This is a genomic window from Corynebacterium sp. ACRQJ, from assembly GCF_022346045.1.
GTDB lineage: Bacteria > Actinomycetota > Actinomycetes > Mycobacteriales > Mycobacteriaceae > Corynebacterium > Corynebacterium evansiae.
This window is the reverse complement of record NZ_JAKRMT010000016.1, coordinates 35692-50724: the sequence shown is the minus strand read 5'-3', so window position 1 is coordinate 50724 and position 15033 is coordinate 35692. Positions and strand designations below refer to the sequence as shown.

Here is a 15033-nt window from a genome sequence, read left to right as displayed (position 1 = left end):
CCCAAAGACGAAGCCGACCAGCACACGCTGGCCGGCTCCTAGGCACGCCTAAGAAACTACTCCCAAGACTGTGCTCGTCAACATCGGTCTGGCACTTGACAAAAACATAGGGACACCCCCCCTAGCTCAGGCCCCTAACTCCTGCAAGGAAACCCCTACAGGTTCGCGATGATGTCCTCGACGGTCTTCTTCGCGTCCCCCAGCAGCATGTCCGTGTTCTCGTTGAAGAACAGCGGGTTCTGCACGCCCGCGTAGCCGGAGCCCATGGAGCGCTTGAAGACGATGACCTTCTCCGCCTCCCAGACCTTCAGCACGGGCATGCCCGCGATCGGGGAACCTGGCTCCTCGGCGATCGGGTTGACGGTATCGTTTGCACCGATGACCAGCACCACGTCGATGCCCTCGAAGTCATCGTTGACCTCGTCGAGTTCGAGGACAATCTCATACGGCACCTTGGCCTCAGCCAGCAGCACGTTCATGTGTCCTGGCAGGCGGCCTGCCACAGGGTGGATGCCGAAGGTGACGTCCACGCCTTGTTCCTTCAGACGCTCGACCAGCGTGGCCACCGGGTACTGCGCCTGCGCCACGGCCATGCCGTAGCCCGGGGTGATCATGACCTTCTTCACGCCCTTGAGCAGCTCCGCAGTCTCAGCCGCGGTGACCTCGGTGTGCTCGCCGTATTCTCGGTCGTCGGAAGCTGCAGCCTCGCCGCCGAAACCGCCGAGGATAACGGAGACGAAGCTACGGTTCATTGCCTGGCACATCACATAGGACAGGTAGGCACCGGAGGAGCCGACCAGCGCGCCCACGATAATGAGCAGCGGGTTGGCCAGCATGAAGCCCGCCGCTGCGGCCGCCCAGCCGGAGTAGGAGTTCAGCATGGACACAACCACCGGCATATCGCCACCGCCGATCGCCGCCACCAAGTGGTAGCCCAGGAACAGCGCCAGCGCAAGCATTACGCCCAGCGCAATCCACGCCAGGGTCAGGTTCTCGTGGCCAGCGGAGATGAACAGCACCATGCCCACGAGAGACACCACAATGACAGCCAGGTTCAGCAGATGGCGGCCCGGCAGCATCAGCGGCTTACCGTCCATCTTTCCGGATAGCTTGAGATACGCCACGATTGAGCCCGTGAGCGTCACCGCACCGATGAACACACCCAGGTAAACCTCGCCCAGGTGGAACGCCTCGATGGACTTCGTGCGCTCGTCCGGCTGGATAAAGGAGTTCACGCCGATAAGCACGGCGGCCAAGCCCACGAAGCTGTGCAGCATCGCAATGAGCTCCGGCATTTCGGTCATTTCGACCTTCTTGGCGCGCGGGATGCCAATCGCGGCACCGAGCAGCATCGCCACGGCGATCAACAGCACGGTCACGAGCGGGCCTGTGGAGGCATCTCCCCCGTTGATGGAGTTGACTACGGCCTTGACGATGGTTGCGATGAGCGCGATGGTCATGCCGGCGATGCCGAAGCGGTTGCCGCGCGATGCGGTCTGCTGCTTCGCCAGACCTGCCAGCGCCAGGATGAACAGAAGTGCGGCGACCAGGTAGGCCAGGTTGGTGATCTTGTCCGTCCACTCGAGGACGGTCGGGTTGACGAGGTTCTGCGCGCCCGTCTCGGCAGCGCTGAGAAGTTGTTGTTTCATGGCTTAGTTACCTCCGTCGAACATGGTCAGCATGCGACGGGTCACGAAGAATCCGCCGAAGATATTGATAGAGGCCACGACGATCGCCACAAAGCTCAGGCCCGCGACCACCAGGTTGGAACTACCCACCTGCAGGATCGCGCCGACCAAGATGATGCCGGAGATCGCGTTCGTCTCACTCATCAGCGGCGTGTGCAGCTTGTGCGTCACCGCAGTAATCACGTAGAAGCCCACGACGATGGCCAGCATAAGCAGCATGTATTCGCCGGCGACCTGCATCGGGCTGGCGAGAATCAGCGCGACGCCGAGCAGCGCAGCAAGAATTTTCCACCCCGCACCCTTGCGCTTTGCCTCGCCTTCTTGGTTTGACGCCGACTGCTCCGCAGCAACCGCATCCGTATCGGCCTTAGAACCCGCACCTTGCGCGGCGGGGGCTGCAGAGACCTTGACCGGTGGGGGTGGCCAGAGGATCTCAGCGACCTCCCCGGCGGGCTGGGACGTGGCGTCATTAGAAGGAGCGCCGGAAGAAGCGACGGCAGACGGCGCCGCGAAGGTGGAGTGCGTGACGGTGATGCCGCGAACGATCTCGTCCTCCAGGTCGAAGGTCAGCTGGCCGTCCTTTCCCGGAGTCATGAGCTTGAGCAGGTTGACCACGTTCTGGCCGTAGAGCTGCGAGGCCTGGGCGGGCAGGCGGCCGGCGAGGTCCGTGTAGCCGATGATGCTCACGCCGTTGTCGGTGACGGTAATTTCGCCGGGGACGGTGAGCTCGCAGTTGCCGCCGTTGGCAGCGGCCATGTCGACGATGACGGAGCCGGGCTTCATCGCAGCCACATCGGCGGCGGTGAGCAGCACCGGGGACTTGCGGCCCGGGATGTTCGCGGTGGTGATGACAATGTCGGCGGCGGCGGACTGCTCAGCGTAGAGCTTCGCGGCGGCCTGCGCCTGGTCGGCGGTCATCTCTTTGGCGTAGCCGTCTTCAGACTTCTCGGTCTCCGCCTGGATGGCGACGAACTCGGCGCCCATGGACTCGACCTGCTCGGCGGTCTCGGGGCGCAGGTCCGTGGCCTTGACGATCGCGCCCATGGAGTTCGCGGTGCCGATCGCGGCCAGGCCAGCCACGCCCGCGCCGATGACGTAGACGATGGCAGGCGGAACCTTGCCGGCGGCGGTGACCTGGCCGGTGAACAGGCGACCGAAGGTATTGGCCGCCTCGATGACCGCGCGATAGCCGGCGATATTGGCCTGGGAGCTAAGCACGTCCATGGACTGTGCGCGGGAAATGCGCGGCACGGTGTCCATGGCCACGGAGGTTACGTTCTGGTTCGCAAGCTCTTGGATGAGCTGTTCGTTACGACCCGGTGCCAGGCGAGCGATAAGGGCAGCGCCGGGCTTGAGCTGCGCGCGCTGCTCGTCAGTTGGCGCGTCGAGGGCGGTGATGATGTCCGCGTGCCAAACATCGTCTCCGACGATGCGCGCACCGGCCTCTTCATACAGGTTGTCAGGGTAATTGGACTGGTCGCCTGCGCCGGACTGGACCGCGACCTCGTAGCCAAGCTTGATGAGCTTGCCCACGGTGTCCGGCGTGGCCGAAACCAGGGCTTCTGGCTCTCTTGGGATACCGATAAGCAAGGGAGGCTCCTCACTGGTGTGTCTCTTGCATGTTTACTTCTGCTCGCGTTTCCTAAAGGCCGTTACGCCTGGTGAAGTCCTGGTTTGGACGGGGTTTGCGAGCCCATTAACTACGTTTGGGTAGTTCTAAAACCATAGGTGATTATTTGGGTCCATATCACGATTTGAGAGAAATACCCCCGTGCCTCTCATAATTTGGGAGTTGACGCCCTCAGCCTCGGCGCTGGGGAGGTGGCGACAATTAAAGCCATTCAGAGTTTCCGAGGCAAAGCCATGCGAAGCCTCCAAAACGTGCGTACTCTCACAGCCATGTTTGGACTATTCGGCAAGAAGAAGAACAACGACACCACCCCACAACAATCAGCAGCGCAGGAAGCTGCTGGTCAGCAGCAAACAGCGCAGCAGCCAGCAGCTCAGCACGGCCACTTGAAGTTTCAGCACAGCAGCGACGGTGACGCGACCTTAACCACTCCGAATGGAGAGCTTGTCTACGGCATCATCTCCCCTGCCCCGAAGGATGCCAGCAACTACTCATACGCAAAGGAGATCCTGCCGGGCGTCTACCGCTTCCTCGCCACCGTAGATTCCGGTTTCAAGCCACTCTCCGACGCTGATCTTCCGCAGGGCTTTGACCTTGACCTGCAAGTTCTGGGCGACGCAACCTTCCCGGGCCTGGACATGCCCGGGAGCAACCACACATTTTGGTCAGCGGCTTCTATGGCCACCACGCGTAAGTCTCTCGAAACGTTGAAGGTTGCAAGCGCTGGCGATGTCTTCTTCCAGGTTAAGTCCGACTTCCCATTCGGGGCGACGCTCGCCATCACGTTCGATCTCTTCCTGCAGATCACCAAGATTCCTGACCATGGCCACGGACACGTGGTCTCCATGCCCGGTGGCAGCACGGTTCTGGTTCACCCAGTGGTTCCGGATCAGCCAGCGGACAACATCATGCAGCAGATGGCCCAGACCCGCCACGAGCTGCGGCAGCACCCGGTGAACATCTCTCCCCTGACGTTCTGGGTGCACGATAACCACTGGGATGTTCTCACCGCCAAGGATGGCGTATCCCTCTTCCTGCCAGAAAGCTTCCCCGTGAAGCGCAATGCTGACGGCGCGCCTCTCATGTCCGACGGCAACGCGGGCACCCGCCCTTAGCGCTCGCGCATCTTCTTCCGGCACATATCCAGCGCGAAAGCGAAAACCTCCGGCCCGCTTCTGAAAAGTGAAGCTGACCGGAGGTCACCGTATTCAGTATTTGTACCCCGTACGGGATTTGAACCCGTGTTACCGGCGTGAGAGGCCGGCGTCCTAGGCCGCTAGACGAACGGGGCGCTGGCCTACCAGGACTCGAACCTAGAATGACGGTACCAGAAACCGTAGTGTTGCCAATTACACCATAGGCCATCGTTCGTCGAACAAAACCCGCAAGTGACACTCCCCAGATATCCAGGTCGTTGAACACTGCGAACCTCGCTCGCAACGAGGATTACTATAACCAGAACAGTGAATTACAAGCAAATCAGCTGGTAAACACGCATTTTCCGGCCATAGTGCGCTCACTGCGCCGCCCTTCACTCGCAGTACGGCACGCGCAAGCGCACCTCCCCCCCGCTGCTTCTACCGCCGCGCCCACCGCTGCCTCTACTGCTGCGCGGGTGCGAAAGGCGTCTGCTCGCGGGCGGCCCGCAGGCGCGCCAGCGTGGACTCCTTGCCCAACAGCTCCATGGACTCAAACAGCGGCGGGGACACAGCCGCACCACTGATGGCCACACGCAGAGCGCCGTAGGCCTTGCGCGGCTTCAGCTCCATCTCCTCGATCAGCTTCGACTGCAGCGCCTTCTCAATGACGTCGGTCTTGAACTCCCCGTCCGCGATGACCTCTAGCTGCGCGATGGCAACCTCGAGAACCTCCACCGCGTCCTCCTTCAGGTTCTTCCTCGCAGCCTTCTCGTCCAGGGACAAATCGGCGTCAGAAGTAATCAGGAAGCGCAGCAGACCGTCAGCATCCGAGAGCGTCTTGATGCGCGTCTGCACCAGCTCCGCAGCGAAAGCGAACTTATCCGCGGGGTAGTCCTCCGGGAAGGCCTTGTGCTCCTCCAGGTAGGCGCGCAGGCGCTCGGTGAAGTCGTCCAGCTCCAGCATGCGGATGTGGTCGGCGTTGATGGCCTCCAGCTTCTTCTGGTCGAAGCGTGCCGGGTTGGGCTTCACGTCCGCCACATCGAAGTTGTCGATGAGCTGCTGCATCGTGAAGATGTCCTCATCGGCGGACAGCGACCAGCCAAGCAGCGACAGATAATTCAGCATGCCCTCGGGGATGATGCCGTTGTCGCGGTGGTTGAACAGGTTCGATTCCGGGTCGCGCTTGGAGAGCTTCTTGTTGCCCTCGCCCATCACGAACGGTAGGTGGCCGAATGTAGGTACCTGTTTAGCGACGCCCACCCGTACCAGCGCCTCGTAGAGTGCGATCTGTCGCGGTGTGGACGGCAGCAGGTCTTCGCCTCGCAGGACGTGCGTGATCTCCATCAGAGCATCGTCCACCGGGTTAACGAGGGTGTACAGCGGCTGGCCGTTCGAGCGAGCGACCACGAAGTCCGGCACGGTCTTACCGTCCACGCTCATGTCGCCGCGGACGAGGTCGTGCCACTCGTAGATTCGATCGTCGGGCATGCGCAGGCGCCAGACCGGCTCGCGGCCTTCGGCCTTGAACTGCGCGATCTGCTCTTCAGTGAGGTCGCGGTCGAAGTTGTCGTATCCCAGCTGCGGGTCGCGGCCTGCAGCCTTGTGGCGGGCCTGCACCTCCTCGTTGGTGGAGTAAGCCGGGTACACGTCACCGGATTCCTTCAGCTTCTCCAGGACGTCTGCGTAGATGTCCATGCGCTGGGACTGGCGGTAAGGCTCGTGCGGGCCGCCAACCTCGATGCCCTCGTCCCAGCCGAGGTTCAGCCACTTCAGGGAATCGATGATGGCCTGGTAGGACTCCTCGGAGTCTCGCTTCGCATCGGTGTCCTCGATACGGAAGACGAGCTTGCCGCCAGTGTGGCGGGCATAAGCCCAGTTGAACAGAGCCGTGCGCACCATGCCGACGTGCGGGGTGCCGGTGGGCGACGGGCAGAATCGAACGCGAACTTCGCTTACTTCACTCATGGTATTTAACTGTACCTTCCCGCGTTCTGGCCTTCGCGCTTGCTCGGCGCGGGCTCTGTGCAGGCTCTGTGCGGGCAAAGCAAACCCCCGCGCGACGGCGGGGGTTTGGGGTGCCGTTAGGTCACCGTTTAGGCATGACGGTGGCGCGACAGGAAGTGCCACGCAGCCTTCGGAGCGTCCGGGGCGAAGGCGTGCCAGTTGTGGCCGCCGAAGTCCGCCCGCCACAGGACGGTGGAAGCGCGGCAACCGTTATAGGTGAATCCGCTGGTAAGGGCGTGGGCGCGAACTCCATGCAGGGTACGCATGTCGCAGGAATTACGGCGTGCTGCGTTGTCGAAAGCAGCGCGGGCGCCGTAGTAACGCATGCCGTGGCGCTCGCCGCCACCGTAGTGCATCAGGGTGTCGTGCACACCGTGGATCAGCATGGTCGGTACGTTGCGCCCACGGCAGTTGTTCATGGTGGCGTCATAGTAAGCACCAGAAACAGACACGACAGCGGCGACCAAGTCCGGAGCCTGGCAGGCCAGGTTCATCGCCATGCCGCCACCGTTCGACAGCCCGGCTGCGTACACGCGGCGGGTGTCGACGTTGTAGCGCTTAGACAGGGAGCGGACCATCTCGCGGACGAAAGCTACGTCCTCGCCGCGGCGGGTCTTGGAATACGGGGCGCCTTCCCAGGAGCGGCCGATGCCCTCCGCGTGGACTACGACGGCATCGCGGCCGGCCACCGCATTGAGGCGGGACGTGTTCTTCATGTCCGCCGCAGATTGGCCACGACCGCCGAACACAAAGAGGATCGGCTTCTTGCGGCTACCGGAGTTCACCGGAACATCGACAATCGCCGTGCGGGTCTTCCCCTTGACGTTGAAGGTCTGGTAGTTGTTCCCCGGGCGCGGGCTCAGAGAGCCAGCGAGGCCGGTCAGACTACCGGAGAGGCTGCCCACCAGGTTGCTTGGGGCGGCGCTGGCCTGCGGAGTCGCGGACTCGTTGCCGGCAGCAGTATCCAGAGCCGGGCCAGCCAGGGTACTTGCGCCGATACCGAGGGCTACAGCCAGGGAGAGCGTGAGCTTGCGGAAGCGGCCGCCGCGGCGAGCCGAGCGGGAAGAGCCGGAGGCTGCAGAGACTACGGAACCTGCGGAATCAGTGTGATCAGCCGCGGAAAGAGAGTGAGTGTTCGCGGCCTTCGTGTGAGTAAAACGTGACGAAAACTTTTGCACCGCTTAAACATACACCGGGTGGTGAAATTTAGGAACTTTTTCTTACAAAATCCTAAAAGCCGCCACAGCGGTGGCTCTAGCTAGCTCTGGCCGGTTTTAGCTAGATCTAGCTAACCCTAGCTGGCCGCGCCTGGCAGCGTCTTGTTCTGACGGGCCAGGAAGTTCCAGGCCTCGTTGGCTACGTCGGGCGCAAAGTGCCAGTTGTGACCCTGGTCGTTGATCCGCCAAAAGACAGCCTCGTCGCGGCAGCCAGGGTAGCCGAACTGGGTGACGTTGTTGGGCTTCTGCTCCACCACAGGCTGTGGCGCGCAGCCGTTGCGCAGCGCACGCGAGTGGATCAGGCGGGGCGCCGGAAGATAAGGCGCGTTGTGCAGCGTGCCGCCGTTGTAGTGGGTGAGCTCGTCCTGCTGGCCGTGGATCACGAACGTCGGCACGGACTCCGGCGCGCAGCCCTCGTTGACCGGGTTGTAGAAGGCGCCGGAGACGCTCACCACGCCAGCGATCAGATCAGGAGCCTGGCACGCAAGGTTCATCACAAAGCCGCCACCGTTGGACATGCCTGTGGCGTAGATGCGGTTGCGGTCGACGTTGAACTTCCTGTCCAGCTCATTGACGATCTGTCGCACGAAGTCGACGTCCTGGCCGCGCTTGCTGGTGGCGTACGGTGCGCCCTCCCAGGCGTTATCAATGCCGCGCGGGTAGACCACGATCGCTTCGCTGGCCGCGCCGGTGTTCGAGAAGCGGGAGTAGCTGCGGTAATTCTCGGGCGTATCGTCGCGCCCGCCGAACCCAAACAGCACGGGCGTGGGCTTGTGCGGGTCGTAGTTGGAGGTCACGCTGACGATTGCGCTGCGGGTGCTGCCGTCGGGTCGGGTGAACTCGATGTTCTCCGGTTGTCCGGGGTGCGCCCTATCTATTGTTGACGCCGGCTTCGGCGCCGGTGCCGGTTTCGGTGCAGGCTTGGGCGCGGGAGCCGGTGCAGGCGCGGGCGCAGGGGCAGGCGCCTCCTGCGCGCTGGCCACGCCAGCTCCGCCGACGAGCACGGTGGCAAGCATTGCCAGCGTCATAGCAACGGATACCGCCATGAGCAGGGCAAAGCTCAGAGCACGGTTGCCAAGGTGGCGCCCGGCACCCGCAGCGTTTCCGGCAATTACAGAACTAACGGCTTTAACATTCTTAACAGCAGTCACATGAGTCACAAACGTAACATTAGACACAAGTTTCGCTGCGCATGTGCTGTAACACGCCGGAATGTGCGCAAATTCTTCAGCTTTTACTCAGCTGACCTCACGCACTAGATGTGCTCGAGGACTACTTCCCCCTCATAGCCAGACGCGCGCAGCTGGTTAATCCACTCCTCCAGCGGCGCTTCTCCAGTCCCCGGCGCCCCGCGGCCTGGAAAGTCCGCGATCTGCACGTGCTCCGGCCACAGCTCATTCCCCGGTCCCCGGTCGGCGAGCCAGGTCCAGTCTTCACCGTTAGCGGCGAGGTGGTAGGCGTCAAGAAGAAGGCGACCACCGGCAGCGACCAGGGGCGCAGCCTCCTTAATGCTGGTCACAGGGTAGTTTTCAATGCCGCTCAGTGGCTCGATCAGGGCCACGCCACCGAAGCGTGCCAGGCGCTTGGCTACTGCGGCGAACGCGCGGACCTGGCGACGCTGCAGCGCGCGGCCACCGCGGCCGACCAGCACGTTGAAGCGACGCACGCCCGTCAGCCGGTGCAGGTATTCAACGGCGTTGAGGTGTTCAATTAGCTCCTCGGTGATCGCGGGATCGCCGTCGACAAATACGTCGTCGACCGCACTCCCGGCATCCTCAGTGTTTCCGCCGCTAGCGTTGCCAGCGTTCTTAGTGCCGCCAGCGCCACCCTCCGGGCCGACCAGGTGCAGCACTCCCCGATCGCCCGCCGCCAGATCGCCGCCCCAGAGGTTCAGCGCGACGAGCTGGCGCGGGTTCTCTGGTCGCCCCTTAGCCAGCGCATCAACCAACTGGCGCATCTGCTGCTCAGAGGGGTGGGGCGTATCCCACGGCCACCACAGCTCCACCTTGTCGTAGGGGGAATTCGCAACCGCTTCGAGGGCATCCGCGCCGGTCTGCGCGCCGAGGGAATGGTTCATCGCGGTGGCGAAACTCACCGGATGTGCACCTGATTCTGTATTCATAAGCATCATCATTCCACGTAGAGGCGCTAATCCAGAATTGAAGTCAGTTTCTTGCCGCGTGCACCCCAGGGCTTCTTGCCGCGCACAACCCGCGCGCAACCCAGGGCGAGGCAGCCCGCGGTCTTGCCGGGAAGTAAAATGGCACCCATGACCCACGAGCAGCGACCGGCCACCGCCCCGGATTTCCTGCTTTCCCGCCCAGATCGCAGCATCCGCACCCAGGGGCGCAAGGCGACCTTCCCGGACCCGTTCGAAGCATCCACTGCGCTTCGAAACAAGGAAGCAGACTTGATTGTCGGCGCTTTCCCCTTCGACACATCCCTCCGCGCGGCTCTCATGGAACCGGAGACCGTTGTCCGCGCCGAAGGCCCGCTGGAGCCACCGGCTTTCTTCCGTGGCAAGGATGCCGCCCGCACCCTGACGGTCGAGTCCGTCGAAGCGCAGACCACCGCCGAGGAGCACACCGCGATGGTTGCCGCTGCCGTCGCCACGATCCAGCAGTCCCGTTTGGAAAAGGTGGTACTGGCGCGTGCCGTGGACATCACCTACGCCGAGACCGTGGATCCGCTACTCATCGCTGCTCGCCTAATCGACCTGTCCGCCTACCGCGACGGGTTCGCCGTGGATCTCTCCGCCACGGGTCGCTCCGAGTACCAGGGCGCGATGTTCGTCGGCAGTTCGCCGGAGATGCTGATTCGCCGCGATGGTCGCCGGATCTCGGCCTTCCCCCTGGCCGGTTCCGCGCCGCGCACCGGAAGCCTCTCTATTGATGACGCCACAGCCCGCGAACTCGGAAGCTCCGACAAGGATCTACGCGAGCACCGCTTTGTGGTGGAGCACTACCGCCGTGTGCTGGAGCCGTTGTGCGAGACGCTGGACATTCCGGCTACCCCGGAGATCCACGAGACCAACGAGATGATCCACCTGGGGACCCAGATCGCGGGCACACTAAAGGACGACGAGTATTCCGCGCTGGATCTGGCCTTGATGCTGCACCCCACCCCGGCCATCGGCGGCACCCCGACGGACGATGCGCTGGGGGTTATTGCGCAGGAGAAGTCTCCGCGCGAGTTTTACTCCGGCGCCGTGGGCTGGTGCGACTCCAGCGGCGACGGGGAGTTTATGCTCTCTATCCGCTGCGCCATCGTGGAGGACAACACCGCCCGCGCCTGGGCCGGCGGCGGCATTGTCGTGGACTCGATTCCCGCCATGGAGGCGGAGGAAACGTCCGCGAAGCTGCAAACAGCGCTGCGGGCACTCAACGTGCCTGCAGCGCTGCGGGAAGTGTAGCGCCCGAAGCCACAGCCGTCCGGCGCTGACCACGCGGCTGGTGAGCTCCGCCTACTTGCCGTAGGCCTGCACCGGGTTGGCCAGCTTGCCCAGACCCGGGATCTCCACCTCAATGCGGTCGCCCGGAACCATCTCTGCGGTGCCGGCGGGCGAGCCGGTGCAGATCACGTCGCCCGGCAACAGCGTGAAAGCGGAGGAAACCCACTCCACGATCTCCGGGATGGACTTGATCATCTGGTTGGAGTTGGAATCCTGCTTGGTTTCCGTCTTGCCCTCGTGGGTGAGGTGCGCCAGGATCGGCTGGTTGTCGATGTCGATGCTGTCCACAGCCGTTTCGATCCACGGACCCAGCGGGCAGAAAGAATCCAGACCCTTCGCACGGGACCACTGGCCGTCCTGGAACTGCAGGTCGCGGGAGGAGACGTCGTTGACGATGGTGAACCCCAGCACCACGTCCTTCCAGTTGTTCCGGTTGACGTCCTTGCACGGGCGGCCGATGACGATTGCCATCTCGCCTTCGAACTCCACGCGCGTGGCCCACTCGGGGATGCGGATGGGAGCCTCGGGGCCAACGACTGCTGTTGGGGGCTTCAGGAAGATCGTCGGCGGCAGGTGCTCGGCGCTCTTGTTGAACACCTCCTTGACGTGGTCAGCGTAGTTGCGCCCGACGGCGATAACCTTCGACGGCAGGATCGGCGCCAGCAGTCGAACGTCTTCGATAGGCCAGGATTTTCCGGTGAATTCGGGCTGTCCGAACGGGTGGCCTGCGATCTCGCGAAGAGTAGCGCCGGTGCCGTCCGGCTGGCCGCCCTCCACGATCGCGAAGGCCATGCCCTCGGGGTGTGCAATTCGAGCAATACGCATGTTTTCATACCCTACTCCATTGCCCCATCTACCTCTTGCTATGCCCCTTCTTTGTGGTCTTGTGCCTGCATTTTTTATGACGCCCCTTTATCCCCGCCTATTAACCATGAATTTGTTTTCACGTAATCCGCGGTTTACGCGCTTGCCACGGCTGCGACAGTTTTAGCCGTTAGCTTGGCCGCTATGACGAATCGCAGCGTTAATCCTCAATTCCCCAACTCCTCGACCCCTTCCCACCCCTCAAATCCTTCCGACTCCCGCAACACCACCCGCAACTCCCACAGCACCACCCGCCGCACGTTCCTGGCCGGCGCCAGCGCCACCGGCGCCGCCCTGCTGGGCACGGGCGTGGCGCACGCTCTCAGCTCGCAGGCCGGCAGCGTGGCTGGCTCCGCCGCCGGATCCTCAGTTGGTTCCAGCGGGGCGATCGGCTCGATTGGTTTGCAGCGCGCCCGGCCGGTGATCACTCATGGCGTCGCTACCGGCGATGTGCGACCCGACGGTGGCCTGGTGTGGGCACGCGTCGATCGACCGGCTCGCATGGTCGTAGAAGCGTCGACGGACCCGGCGTTCCCGCGACACAAGACCAAGACCTTCCGCGGCGCCATCCTCACCCCGGATAGCGACGGCACTGGGCGGCTGCGCCTGGTCGGCATGGAGCCCGGCCAGAAGATCCACTACCGCGTGACCATGGAGGATCAGCACACCGCCGCGCGCTCCGTGCCGGTGATCGGCAGCTTCACCACCGCACCCTCCACCAACCAGGCGCCAAAGAACGTCCGCCTGCACTGGTCCGGTGACGTGGCGGGCCAAGGCTACGGCATCAACCCGGACATCGGCGGCATGTACTGCTGGAAGACGATGGCCGACCGCAACCCGGATTTGTTTATCCACTCCGGCGACACGGTCTACGCCGATGGGCCGATCGAGGAAAACCACAAGATGGACGACGGGCGGGTGTTCAAGAACCTCACCAGCCCGTACAAGAACAAGGTCGCCGAGACTCTGGAGGAGTTCCGCGGACAGCACGCCTACAACCTGCTGGACGAAAACTACAAGCGCTTCAACTCTCAGGTCGCGCAGGTGGTGCAGTGGGACGACCACGAGACGACGAACAACTGGTACCCGGGCGAGATCCTGGAGGACGACAAGTACCAGGTCAAGGACGTGAACCTGCTGGCCCAGCGCGGCTTCCAGGCGTTCCACGAGTGGCAGCCGCTAGACCGGAAGATGGCCGTGGATGGCCGCGTGTACCGCAAGATTTCCTACGGCTCCCTGCTAGATATCTTTGTGCTGGATATGCGCAGCTACAAGGATCGCAACCCGGATAGCGGAGCTTCCGCCACCAAGCCGGGGCACATCCTGGGCGCCAAGCAGGAAAAGTGGCTCATCGAGGCCGTGAAGAACTCCACCGCCACGTGGAAGATCATTGCCAACGACCTGCCGCTGGGCATCGTGGTTCCGGATGGGGACGACCAGGAAGGTGTGTCCAACGGAGCGGGCGGCAAGGCCGTCGGTCGCGAGGCGGAGATCGGGCGCGTGCTCAGCGGAATCAAGGATGTGCGCAACGTGGTGTGGCTGACGGCTGACGTGCACTACACCGCCGCCCACCACTACTCGCCGGATCGTGCGGATTTCCAGGACTTCGCGCCGTTCTGGGAGTTTGTCACCGGCCCGCTGAACGCCGGCGGCTTCGGACCTAACGACATGGACGGCACCTTCGGCCCGGAGGTCGTGTACGTGCACGCCCCGGCGAAGAATAAGCAAAACTCCTCGCCGTTGGATGATTTCCAGCACTTCGGAGAGGTGGACATCGACGGCAGGTCGAAGGACCTCACCGTCCGGCTGTTCACCACCCGGGGCAAGGAGTTGTGGTCGAAGACGCTGCGCGCGCAGTAGTCACAAGCTACAGGCGTGGCAGCAGGGCGCACCGCGAGCGGGCGCGGGCTGCCACCAGCTAGTTGTCGGCCTACTTAAGATTTGCGACCACGTGGTCGCCGACCTCCGCGGTCTTCACCGGGCCGCCGTCGCGCGAGCCGGCCTCGGCCAGCACGGCTGCCTCGATGCGCTCTGCGTTGGCATCGTCGCCCAGGTGGCGCAGCATCAGCGCCACCGACAGGATCGCCGCGCACGGGTCGGCAATACCCTGGCCCGCGATGTCCGGCGCGGAGCCGTGCACCGGCTCGAACATGGAGGGGTTCTTCCGCGAAGGATCAATATTGCCGGAAGCCGCCAGGCCAATACCGCCGGTGACGGCGCCCGCCAGGTCGGTCAGGATGTCGCCGAACAGGTTGTCCGTGACGATCACGTCGTAGTCCTGCGGCTTGGTGACCATGTAGATCGTCGCTGCGTCGATGTGGTTGTAATCCACCTGCACCTCGGGGTACTCCTGCCCCACCGTCTCGATAGCGCGCTGCCACAGGGAGCCTGCGTTCACCAGCACGTTCGTCTTGTGCACCCAGGTCAGCTTCTTACGCCTGCTCTGCGCACGCTCGAACGCATCGCGCACCACGCGCTCCACGCCGTAGTAGGTGTTTTGGGATACTTCGGACGCCACCTCGTGGTCAGTGCCCGCGCGCAGTGTGCCGCCGTTGCCGCAGTAGAGGCCCTCGGTCCCCTCTCGCACGACGACGAAGTCAATGTCGCCCGGGTTGGCCAGCGGGCTGGAGGAGCCCGGGTACAGCTTCGACGGGCGGAGGTTCACCGCGTGGTCCAGCTTGAAGCGCAGCGGCAGCAGCAAGCCGCGCTCCAGCACACCGGCGGGCACGGTTCGGGGGTCGCCGATGGCGCCCAGCAGGATTGCGTCGTGCTCGCGCAGGGAGTCCAGATCCTCGTCGGTCAGGAGTTCACCATTGCGCAGGTAGCGGCGGGCGCCGAGGTCGTAATCGGTGGTCTCCACGTCGTCACGCAGGGCGTGCAGAACCTTCAGGGCTTCGGCGGTTACCTCGGTGCCGATGCCATCGCCGGCAATCACTGCGAGTTTCACTGTATGAACTCCTCTGTCTCACTAGTTGGTCACTTAGAACAATAGCATGCCAACCGGACACCACCCACGAACCGACATAAAAGGCACACGATG

The 15033-nt window shown here is 63.3% G+C and carries 11 protein-coding genes and 2 tRNA genes; 3 read left to right on the top strand and 10 right to left on the bottom strand.

The genetic code is table 11. The features are described 5' to 3' along the window. Positions 1-155 precede the first annotated feature (155 nt). Entirely contained in the window at positions 156-1649 is a 1494-nt protein-coding gene (pntB, locus tag MHX52_RS08615; protein WP_035003435.1) for a Re/Si-specific NAD(P)(+) transhydrogenase subunit beta, read from the bottom strand. A 3-nt stretch (positions 1650-1652) separates the two neighbouring features. Next, positions 1653-3278, bottom strand: coding sequence for a Re/Si-specific NAD(P)(+) transhydrogenase subunit alpha (locus tag MHX52_RS08610; protein ID WP_239317716.1), 1626 nt, complete (start codon positions 3276-3278; stop codon positions 1653-1655). Positions 3279-3569: 291 nt separating this feature from the next. Between MHX52_RS08610 and MHX52_RS08605 the strand changes: the two genes are divergently transcribed. Then, entirely contained in the window at positions 3570-4433 is an 864-nt protein-coding gene (locus MHX52_RS08605; protein WP_237746240.1) for a hypothetical protein, read from the top strand. 103 nt (positions 4434-4536) lie between these two features. On the opposite strand, the gene MHX52_RS08600 is transcribed toward MHX52_RS08605, so the two are convergent. The 6 genes from MHX52_RS08600 to MHX52_RS08575 all read right to left on the bottom strand — a co-directional run bounded on the left by MHX52_RS08600 (position 4537) and on the right by MHX52_RS08575 (position 9800). Beyond that, a tRNA-Glu gene (locus MHX52_RS08600) sits at positions 4537-4609 on the bottom strand. A 1-nt stretch (position 4610) separates the two neighbouring features. Beyond that, positions 4611-4682: transfer RNA gene (locus MHX52_RS08595), tRNA-Gln, on the bottom strand. A 237-nt stretch (positions 4683-4919) separates the two neighbouring features. Beyond that, entirely contained in the window at positions 4920-6422 is a 1503-nt protein-coding gene (gltX, locus tag MHX52_RS08590; RefSeq protein WP_239317714.1) for a glutamate--tRNA ligase, read from the bottom strand. 128 nt (positions 6423-6550) lie between these two features. Next, positions 6551-7639, bottom strand: coding sequence for a PHB depolymerase family esterase (locus MHX52_RS08585; protein ID WP_239317711.1), 1089 nt, complete (start codon positions 7637-7639; stop codon positions 6551-6553). Between the two features lie 116 nt (positions 7640-7755). Next, positions 7756-8724 (bottom strand): PHB depolymerase family esterase, encoded by a 969-nt coding sequence (locus tag MHX52_RS08580; RefSeq protein ID WP_237746241.1) that lies wholly within the window; start codon positions 8722-8724, stop codon positions 7756-7758. Positions 8725-8933: 209 nt separating this feature from the next. Next, positions 8934-9800: a TIM barrel protein gene (locus tag MHX52_RS08575; protein ID WP_239317708.1), complete on the bottom strand. Its 867-nt coding sequence runs from the start codon at positions 9798-9800 to the stop codon at positions 8934-8936. Positions 9801-9947: 147 nt separating this feature from the next. Here MHX52_RS08575 and MHX52_RS08570 point away from each other — a divergent pair, with 147 nt between their 5' ends. Beyond that, complete coding sequence (locus tag MHX52_RS08570) at positions 9948-11090, top strand: isochorismate synthase MenF (RefSeq protein ID WP_239317705.1); 1143 nt, start codon at positions 9948-9950, stop codon at positions 11088-11090. A gap of 51 nt (positions 11091-11141) precedes the next feature. Here MHX52_RS08570 and MHX52_RS08565 read toward each other — a convergent pair whose 3' ends face one another. Continuing rightward, on the bottom strand, positions 11142-11954 hold the full coding sequence (locus tag MHX52_RS08565; RefSeq protein WP_070488253.1) for a fumarylacetoacetate hydrolase family protein: 813 nt from the start codon (positions 11952-11954) through the stop codon (positions 11142-11144). Positions 11955-12137: 183 nt separating this feature from the next. On the opposite strand from MHX52_RS08565, the gene MHX52_RS08560 reads away from it, so the two are divergent. Continuing rightward, complete coding sequence (locus MHX52_RS08560) at positions 12138-13853, top strand: alkaline phosphatase (protein WP_239317703.1); 1716 nt, start codon at positions 12138-12140, stop codon at positions 13851-13853. Positions 13854-13923: 70 nt separating this feature from the next. On the opposite strand, the gene MHX52_RS08555 is transcribed toward MHX52_RS08560, so the two are convergent. Continuing rightward, positions 13924-14940, bottom strand: a complete 1017-nt coding sequence (locus tag MHX52_RS08555) for a 3-isopropylmalate dehydrogenase (protein ID WP_239317701.1) — start codon at positions 14938-14940, stop codon at positions 13924-13926. Between the last annotated feature and the right edge of the window lie 93 nt (positions 14941-15033).

Excerpts from the sequence above, each read along its gene's own strand:
- MHX52_RS08560 (WP_239317703.1), top strand. The coding sequence starts at position 12,138 with ATGACGAATCGCAGCGTTAATCCTCAATTCCCCAACTCCTCGACCCCT.
- pntB (WP_035003435.1), bottom strand. The coding sequence starts at position 1,649 with ATGAAACAACAACTTCTCAGCGCTGCCGAGACGGGCGCGCAGAACCTC.
- gltX (WP_239317714.1), bottom strand. The coding sequence starts at position 6,422 with ATGAGTGAAGTAAGCGAAGTTCGCGTTCGATTCTGCCCGTCGCCCACC.
- MHX52_RS08565 (WP_070488253.1), bottom strand. The coding sequence starts at position 11,954 with ATGCGTATTGCTCGAATTGCACACCCCGAGGGCATGGCCTTCGCGATC.
- MHX52_RS08570 (WP_239317705.1), top strand. The coding sequence starts at position 9,948 with ATGACCCACGAGCAGCGACCGGCCACCGCCCCGGATTTCCTGCTTTCC.
- MHX52_RS08580 (WP_237746241.1), bottom strand. The coding sequence starts at position 8,724 with ATGGCGGTATCCGTTGCTATGACGCTGGCAATGCTTGCCACCGTGCTC.
- MHX52_RS08575 (WP_239317708.1), bottom strand. The coding sequence starts at position 9,800 with ATGAATACAGAATCAGGTGCACATCCGGTGAGTTTCGCCACCGCGATG.